Annotated in this window: 11 protein-coding genes; 3 read left to right on the forward strand and 8 right to left on the reverse strand. The window is 60.9% G+C overall.

Features of this window, described 5'->3' with window-relative positions; genetic code table 11:
• Nucleotides 1-30: 30 nt before the first annotated feature.
• Genes SZ64_RS18405 through SZ64_RS00555 form a run of 4 tightly spaced genes read right to left on the reverse strand, consistent with a single transcriptional unit; the run spans nt 31 to nt 1,875 of the window.
• Nucleotides 31-300 carry a TrbC/VirB2 family protein gene (locus tag SZ64_RS18405; RefSeq protein WP_156313369.1) on the reverse strand — a complete coding sequence of 90 codons (270 nt, stop codon included), beginning with the start codon at nt 298-300 and terminating at the stop codon, nt 31-33.
• Complete coding sequence (locus tag SZ64_RS18685) at nt 297-608, reverse strand: TrbC/VirB2 family protein (protein WP_054529031.1); 312 nt, start codon at nt 606-608, stop codon at nt 297-299. Before SZ64_RS18685 ends, SZ64_RS18405 begins: the two co-directional genes overlap by 4 nt.
• Entirely contained in the window at nt 608-853 is a 246-nt protein-coding gene (locus tag SZ64_RS18690; protein WP_054529032.1) for a TrbC/VirB2 family protein, read from the reverse strand. The genes SZ64_RS18685 and SZ64_RS18690 overlap by 1 nt, the downstream gene beginning before the upstream one ends.
• Nucleotides 850-1,875, reverse strand: a complete 1,026-nt coding sequence (locus tag SZ64_RS00555) for a lytic transglycosylase domain-containing protein (RefSeq protein WP_277813728.1) — start codon at nt 1,873-1,875, stop codon at nt 850-852. The genes SZ64_RS18690 and SZ64_RS00555 overlap by 4 nt, the downstream gene beginning before the upstream one ends.
• A 221-nt stretch (nt 1,876-2,096) precedes the next feature.
• Here SZ64_RS00555 and SZ64_RS00560 point away from each other — a divergent pair, with 221 nt between their 5' ends.
• Nucleotides 2,097-2,663: a hypothetical protein gene (locus tag SZ64_RS00560; protein ID WP_082384358.1), complete on the forward strand. Its 567-nt coding sequence runs from the start codon at nt 2,097-2,099 to the stop codon at nt 2,661-2,663.
• On the opposite strand, the gene SZ64_RS00565 is transcribed toward SZ64_RS00560, so the two are convergent.
• The gene (locus tag SZ64_RS00565; RefSeq protein ID WP_054529034.1) at nt 2,649-2,894 is read right to left on the reverse strand and encodes a helix-turn-helix domain-containing protein; all 246 of its coding nucleotides are present in this window, start codon (nt 2,892-2,894) and stop codon (nt 2,649-2,651) included. The genes SZ64_RS00560 and SZ64_RS00565 overlap by 15 nt on opposite strands.
• Nucleotides 2,895-2,957: 63 nt before the next feature.
• Nucleotides 2,958-3,224 carry a helix-turn-helix transcriptional regulator gene (locus SZ64_RS00570; protein ID WP_054529035.1) on the reverse strand — a complete coding sequence of 89 codons (267 nt, stop codon included), beginning with the start codon at nt 3,222-3,224 and terminating at the stop codon, nt 2,958-2,960.
• Nucleotides 3,225-3,374: 150 nt separating this feature from the next.
• Between SZ64_RS00570 and SZ64_RS00575 the strand changes: the two genes are divergently transcribed.
• Entirely contained in the window at nt 3,375-3,827 is a 453-nt protein-coding gene (locus tag SZ64_RS00575; protein ID WP_082384359.1) for a hypothetical protein, read from the forward strand.
• A 147-nt stretch (nt 3,828-3,974) separates the two neighbouring features.
• Entirely contained in the window at nt 3,975-4,775 is an 801-nt protein-coding gene (locus SZ64_RS00580) for a universal stress protein (RefSeq protein WP_054529037.1), read from the forward strand.
• A gap of 28 nt (nt 4,776-4,803) precedes the next feature.
• On the opposite strand, the gene SZ64_RS00585 is transcribed toward SZ64_RS00580, so the two are convergent.
• Nucleotides 4,804-5,373, reverse strand: a complete 570-nt coding sequence (locus SZ64_RS00585; protein ID WP_054529038.1) for an MAPEG family protein — start codon at nt 5,371-5,373, stop codon at nt 4,804-4,806.
• Between the two features lie 17 nt (nt 5,374-5,390).
• Nucleotides 5,391-6,899 carry a thymidine phosphorylase family protein gene (locus SZ64_RS00590; protein WP_241772946.1) on the reverse strand — a complete coding sequence of 503 codons (1,509 nt, stop codon included), beginning with the start codon at nt 6,897-6,899 and terminating at the stop codon, nt 5,391-5,393.
• Nucleotides 6,900-6,980 lie beyond the last annotated feature (81 nt).

A 6,980-nucleotide genomic window follows, 5' to 3' on the forward strand; every position in this document is an offset into this window, starting at 1 on the left:
ATGGCCCCCTTCCGGTGCAATGCGGTTGATCTAGGTGAGCAGAGCGACGATGGACGGCGCGCAGATCAGCACCGCGAAACCCGCCGCCCACAGGGCGAAGGTCTGGCGGTCGCCATGCCCGGTCATCAGGAAATAGCCCGCGAGGACGAGAAACAGCGTCCCGATCGCCAGACCGGCAGCAGCCATTTTCCCGACCATTGCTTGCGCTTGCGATGACGCGGAGGCGACTTGCGCCATCCCCGGAACCGGCCATGCCGCCAGCAGCAGCGCGGCCGTAATATGACGACCTTTCCCCGTCATGTGCCGCTAATCATGTCCACGATCCACCCGGCCCCGAAAACGATGAAGCAGCCAAGAATGATCGAGCCGATCAACGCCTTGCTGGCCTGACCGAAAAAGAACATATATCCGGCAACCACCAGCGCGATCGCCGCGAGACCCTTGGCGATCGGACCCGTCAGGACATTGAGGATGGCCTGAACCATCGTATCGACCTGTGTTTGATTCATGCCCTGCGCCCAGGCCGGTGCCGGGATCATGGTGAGCGACACAGCAGCGAGGGCCATCGCGTGCGCCCATTTGTCTTTCATTCGATCAACCCACTTCATTACCAAAAACCTCCTGCTAGGCAGATTGCCACTCCGATGAGAAAGGTGAGGAAGGACAGGACCGTCGCGCGGCCCGACATGATAAGGATGCCGAGCCAGATGACGCCGAGCGCGATCGCCGGTGCGACAAGCGCCGACAGCTCCGACAAAACGGTCCCGGCGATGCCCGCAGCCGCATATGCGGGGCTTTGAAGCAGCAAGGCCGTGGCCGACGAAAACAGCAGGAGACGCCATTTCCGCTTCATGGTGCCCCCGTCTGCGCGCCCGACTGGCGCCGCTGCCAGTCCGCAACTGCGAAAACGTCCCACGCAGGCGGAGGCGCTTCGGCCCCCTCCATTGTCACACCGTCGACGCCGATCGAGGTCGCGGCGGCCAAGAGGACAGGTGCAGATTGCCCGTCTCTATCGGCCGTATCGCGCGCATCCGACGCAGCCACGATCCACGGTGCCGGTGCGGGCAGAACCGGCGCGCCACCATCGGTAGCGAAAGCCACATGCCAATGATCGTCATGGTCCCTATCACCTGGCCCAAGCAGTTCGACGACGCGGATTCCATTCGCTGCCATCACGACGCGAATTTGCTCGCGCGTGATTGCGCCAACCCCGCCGCGCGGAACGAAATCGACCGCCTGCCCATATTTGTGATAGCTGTTCGCCGCGCCGTAGCTGGCGTTCATCGGCCGCACTGTATCGGTGATGCGGCCCCCAAACGCATCGAGCAGGATTTGCCCGACGCCCCGCGCCGAAACAGGCCCGGTGGTTATGCGGACGTTCGCGGGCCGTGCGGCCGCTGTAAATGGTGCGTTGCCTGTCGCGGCGGCTGCATAGACGCGCCCGACATAGCCGTTGCTCAACCCGCGCGACCGGGAGCCGCTATTATATTCGCTAATCGCTGCTTGGAGCGGATTGGCATGTCCGGCGTCGCGGGCACGTCCATAATTGTCTGTCAGCACCCGCGCGCCCGCGCGCAAATTGGTGCAGGGATCGAATACCGTTTCCGGCGTGAGGCCGAGGCGCGCAAAATTCGCGCTGTTGATCTGCATCAGCCCCGCATCGAAATTGGACCCACGTTGAAGAAGCCCCCTGGCCGTCGCGATCGCATCGGCCGCATTGGAGGGCTGGCGCCGGATCGCCCCACCTGAATTGACCCCTATTCGGAACGGATCGCCTTCGGATTCCACACGGATCACGGCAACCATGGTTTCGGGCGCAACAGTGGGCGCACAGGCTTGCAATAACGCCGTCAAAATCGCCCCGTCCAACCCCACTAATCACCTCTCCCCATATGTCGGATATAGTCTATAATACAAATCCGACAGAGCAGCAAGGCGCATACAGTTTGGGGAAATCCGGCGATCTGACACGAAGGGCAAGGCGAGGAAAATTGCGGCGTCGGCCGTGCCTACTTGATGCCATGAGGGCTATTGCCTAGGCTTCACCGCCGCGAGCCGGACATCTGTTCGGCCTGTTTCGTCATCAGGTAGAACCCTTGCCCACCTCTATTTTGTTCCTGGCAGAAACGAACCTGTCCCCTTCGATCGCTGAGCAACGAGCGAGATGCGAAGCGGAGGGCGACTTGATTGTGGAGGCGGGAAAGACCAGCTTTCTCGACCTGCCGAAGAAGCTCGCCCAAAGCGGCTACGAATTGGGTCGCGGCGATAGAATCAAGATCTATGATTTAACCTGCCTTCCCGTGAACACGGAAAGGCTGGTCGGTATGATCGTCCGATTGCTCCGCAAGGGCATCACGATCGAGTTCTTTTTCCCTCGCATTGTCCTTGATCCCGACGCAAAATATGATGAGCCGTTCCGCTTGCTGGTGGCGCTCGACGATCATTGGCGGCGCATGCACGGAATGAAAACGCATCCACCGCGCGCAAAGACAGGCAAAAAGCCGCGAATCTCGGCTGATCGGCTTCCTGAGATAAAGATGATGTTAGGTGCTGAAGGCGCAAACGTCACGGCGGTTGCGGCAGAGCTAGGAATCCCGCGAACGACCCTTCACGATTATATGAGGCGACATGCAATACCCGCTCCCGCTTCAGCGGAGCGGTGAAATCAATGCCGTTACAGGAATTTCGAGCGCGGTTGACAAAGCCACCAGTTCCCGGAGGGTAACTTGCCTGGCGCTATCTTCAAAAATTGCGCGCAGCCTTGTCTCAGGGATGGCGCTTAGCGCGGCCAAATCGCGCATAGTCAGGTTCTTCTTATCGGCCTCAGACTTGGCGCGCATAAGGAGAGCCGCGTAAACGCTGTTTACTCTATCCCCCCTATTTTGCCCCTTCATGGCTTCATCACCCGAACCTTATTTGGGACCTGCCAGACTAGCCCGCCCCTTGGCTCTGTCTAGCTAAGATTGCTCAATTCTCGGGGTTTTTTCTATAGTCAAGAGTTCAATAACCGTGGTTTGCAGCCCTTCGGCCAGATTTTCCAGAACCTCCAGCGTTGGATTGGCCGTGCCGTGCTCGATATGGGATATATGCGACGCAGCGACGCCCGATCGCTCGGCTAGCTCTGCCTGAGACATTCCCAATGCGTCACGCCGTCTTTTACAGTTGGCGCCCAACTGTTTTGTCAGCTCTGATGCTGCCTCATCAAGCCTCAAATATCGCGCCATGTGGTCGTTCCGTCCGTCCTTCGTAAAGCACCGCCCCTTACAGAACGCGGCTTTATAGCGTTTTACACAGCCAACGCGACATTATCCGCTTAACTACTTTTTCTAGGCATCATTTTGACAAGCCTTCCCTTTCGCCATAACGCACTGGTCATGGCGCGACGTGCAAATCCAGATCCTGTCGGCACCTCACCGGCGGCCTGTATGCAACGAAAACGACAGGCATTGTCTGCCGCCGGCTTCGTGCAATGTAAGCTACAGATCCCGGAGAGTTTCGGTCAGCGTCTCAAATACCTAAAACTCCTCTATAAAATGCGTGGGCTAGACAGTGTTGCTTCGGCGATGATCCGCAAGGCGATGGCGAATTGTTCGATTGACGAACTGATCGCACCGCCACCGCCTCGCGATTACGACAGACTTAGACAAATCGCTCTGCACATCCCGAACGAGCATTATGCTTTTCTTAAAGCGGTGGCCCACCGAAACCGTGGAATTAATCTTGGTATCGCGCTCGAAACTATTGGCAGCTATGTGACAGACTTGAACCCAGCGCCCTTGCAACTGTCTCTTCTTGAGAAATGTGATCAGCACGAAAATCGCAGATGATAGCGTAGCCCTGACGCATCCTGACAAATCAGCGTCACAGAAGATTTTCAGGCAATTTTTCATGACCAGATCGCAGCTTCTGTTTAAGCTGCCGCTTCGCGCTAGAGCCGTCGCCAAATCGCGTGGCCCGTCGCCTGGAGAGCCGAAATGCCAATCAAGGACATCCTGATCGAGGCGTGCCCGAAAGATAATATTGCCCCTCTTTTCGCGTGGGCCGCCCATATCAACGCACCGCTTGAGGCACGGCTGTCCTGTGTTTCCTATGCCTGGCCCCGGACCGCAGATTTCGTCCAGTCCGCGATCCTCAATCCGCTCGTCACGTCGGAGCTGGAACAGCGCATGGAAACCGAACTCGCGACGGTGCGGCGGATCGGCGAAAAGGCCCTGCAAAGCCCTGATTTGGACTGGTGCAGCGGCGTCGGTCAGCCCAACGAGGCGCTTATCGACCATCTCTATACCGCTGACCTGCTCGTCACGATCGCACAGACGAGCGCGCATTGCGTCACGCCCGATCCCATCGATCTTGCGGTTCGTTCGGGAACCCCGGTTCTGAGGCTGAAAAGCGACATCGAGCCAAGTGACATCGATGTGGCAGTTGTCGCCTGGAAGGACTGCGCCGCAGCCCGCAGGGCTTTGCATTCGGCTCGCGCCCTGCTGGTCCTGGCCCGCGAAATCCATATCGTCGGCGTCGGCGACGAGGTATCGGGCCGTAGGCTCGACGAGATCGCGGACTTTCTCAGGCGATCCGACTTGCCGGCGAAGCCGATACACCTTCCCGATCCCAAAGGCCGCCCCGGCGACGTGATTATGGACCACGCCTTTGCGGCAGGCGCAAATATCGTCGTCTCCGGAGCCCGCAGCGAACGGAGCTTGCGCGAAAGGCTGTTCGGCAATGCCACCAGGCAGTTCACGGAATGTCCGGAGTTTTCCTGGTATATCAGCGGGTGATCGATGCTTTTTCATCATCATCGGCCGCTCACATCAGACGCGCCAGCAGCGCACTGACAAGCGCGCCTGACGCCACGACCAGACCAGCGAGCGTCGGCAGCGCCGTGACCGCCAGACCGAAGGCGCGGCCGCCCGCTCCTTTCGGATAGCCCGCGAGAAACGTGATCCGGCCAATCGCGAACAAGAATACCTGGCCAGCGACCAGCGCCGCCATCTGAGCGCCCACCAGCAGCAGAATCGCAATCTGTACGATCACGGCTATGAACGCCTGTTCGAGCGTGTTTTGCAGGAAAGCGACGGGAATGGCTATGCGCGGGCTGGGGGGCGCGAAGGCGGACCCGCCGATGTCGTCGGGCGAATGCCGCCTCCCGCGCGCCACCATGGCGAAGCCGACGACGACCCACAGCACCGTCAGCAGCGCACAGCCCGCCCAAAAGGTCAACAGACTGGCAAGATCGTCGCCGGGCATCCGGAACAGGCGCGGAATGCTCCAATGAGCGGCGGTCAGAACGAGAACGCAGAGCAGCAGCGCGAACGTGCTATTACGCAATATCCGCCGCTGTTCCTGAGCGAGATCGACGGGAGGACGTGATTGCATCTGCGTGAATCCCTTTCCTATGGCTCGACCAGCACGATGTCGCCGGCACGCGCCGCATAATCGAGCGCGTAAGCGAGTTCGGCGGCGCTGGCCGCATGAACCTCCATGAGCGGCTGTCCGCGATCGACATCCTCGCCGAGCCGGGCCTTCATCAGGACACCGGCTTGCTTGATGTCAGGCGCTCCCGCGAGTTTGGCGAGCCGCGCCAGCTTGCGATTGTTGATATGGACCACGCGACCGGCGATCGGGGCGACGAGCGCGTAAACATGCGACGCCTTGGGCGGCGTTCGGAGGCCACCTTGCATACGGCAGATCGCCTCGAACTTCGCCCAGGCACGACCGTCGGCCAGCGTCGCAAGGGCAAACCCCATGCCTTCGCCCGTGCGCGCAGCTCCACCGATTTCAAGCGCCGCGCCAGCAAGCAGCGCCGCCCGCTGGCGCAGATCGTCCGGCGCGTCAGCGGCATTCTGAAGCACGGCCAGCACATCGAATGCTTCGAGCGCAGGTCCGATGCCGCGCCCCACGGGCTGCGATCCATCGGTCCGCAGGCAGCTCACCGCCAGATCGAACCGCGCGGCAACGGCCGTCATGCGATCGGCAAGATGGTCGGCCGCTTCGGCGCTTCGCACCTTGGCGGTTGCGCCCACCGGGATGTCGATGACGACGTGGGTTGCCCCTGCCGAGATCTTCTTGGACAGGACAGAAGCGATAAGCTGGCCCTCCGTATCGATGTCCAGCTCGCGTTCGACCCGGATGAAAATATCGTCCGCCGGGCTGAGGCGAACCGCACCGCCCCACGCGATGCACCCGCCTTCCGCTTCCACGACGCGCTTCATCGCCGGTATGTCGAGATCGACCGGCGCGAGCGTTTCCATCGTATCGGCCGTGCCCGCCGGCGAGGTGATCGCGCGGGACGAGGTTTTCGGCATGGTGAGGCCGTTCGCGGCAACGATCGCGACGACGATCGGCGTGGTGCGATTGCCGGGCAGGCCGCCGATGCAATGCTTGTCCATGACGATCGGCACGTCCCAGCGCAGCCGATCGCCGACATCCACCATCGCGCGCGTGAGCGCGACGGTTTCTTGCCTGTCGAGCGGAAGCGACGCGCTTGCCGTAAGGAAGGATGACAGATGGACATCGCTGTAGCGGCCATCGACGACATCGTGCACGATTCCCGAAAGCGCCGGACCATCGAGCCTGTTGCCATAGATGCGTCGCCGCACATCGGCGAGCGATTCCAGAGCGGGCGGATGCGCCACCTCGACTTCATCGCCATCGGCCGCGCCCAACAGCGTCCACGCCGCCTCCGACAGGCCGATCTCGTCAAGCGCAAGCATCCCCTCGCCCTCGACCTGAAACAAGGTCGCGTGGATATGCCGCTCGCCATGAGTCACCAGGACTTGCGAACGGGCCGCCAGTCCTTCGGACCGGCAAACGTCGCAGTCCGCGCGCATCACGACAATCACCTGATGCTGGCTATGGAGCCGCAACCGTCGAACGCGGTGGCGCGGCCGCGCGGCCGACACGATGTCCTGTCGTTCCGTCACAGCTCAAACACCTGGTCCTGGCGCGGCACGACGGCATCCCATCCCAACTCGCGGTCGATC

Origin of the sequence: Erythrobacter sp. SG61-1L, assembly GCF_001305965.1 — a bacterium.
Taxonomy (GTDB): domain Bacteria; phylum Pseudomonadota; class Alphaproteobacteria; order Sphingomonadales; family Sphingomonadaceae; genus Andeanibacterium.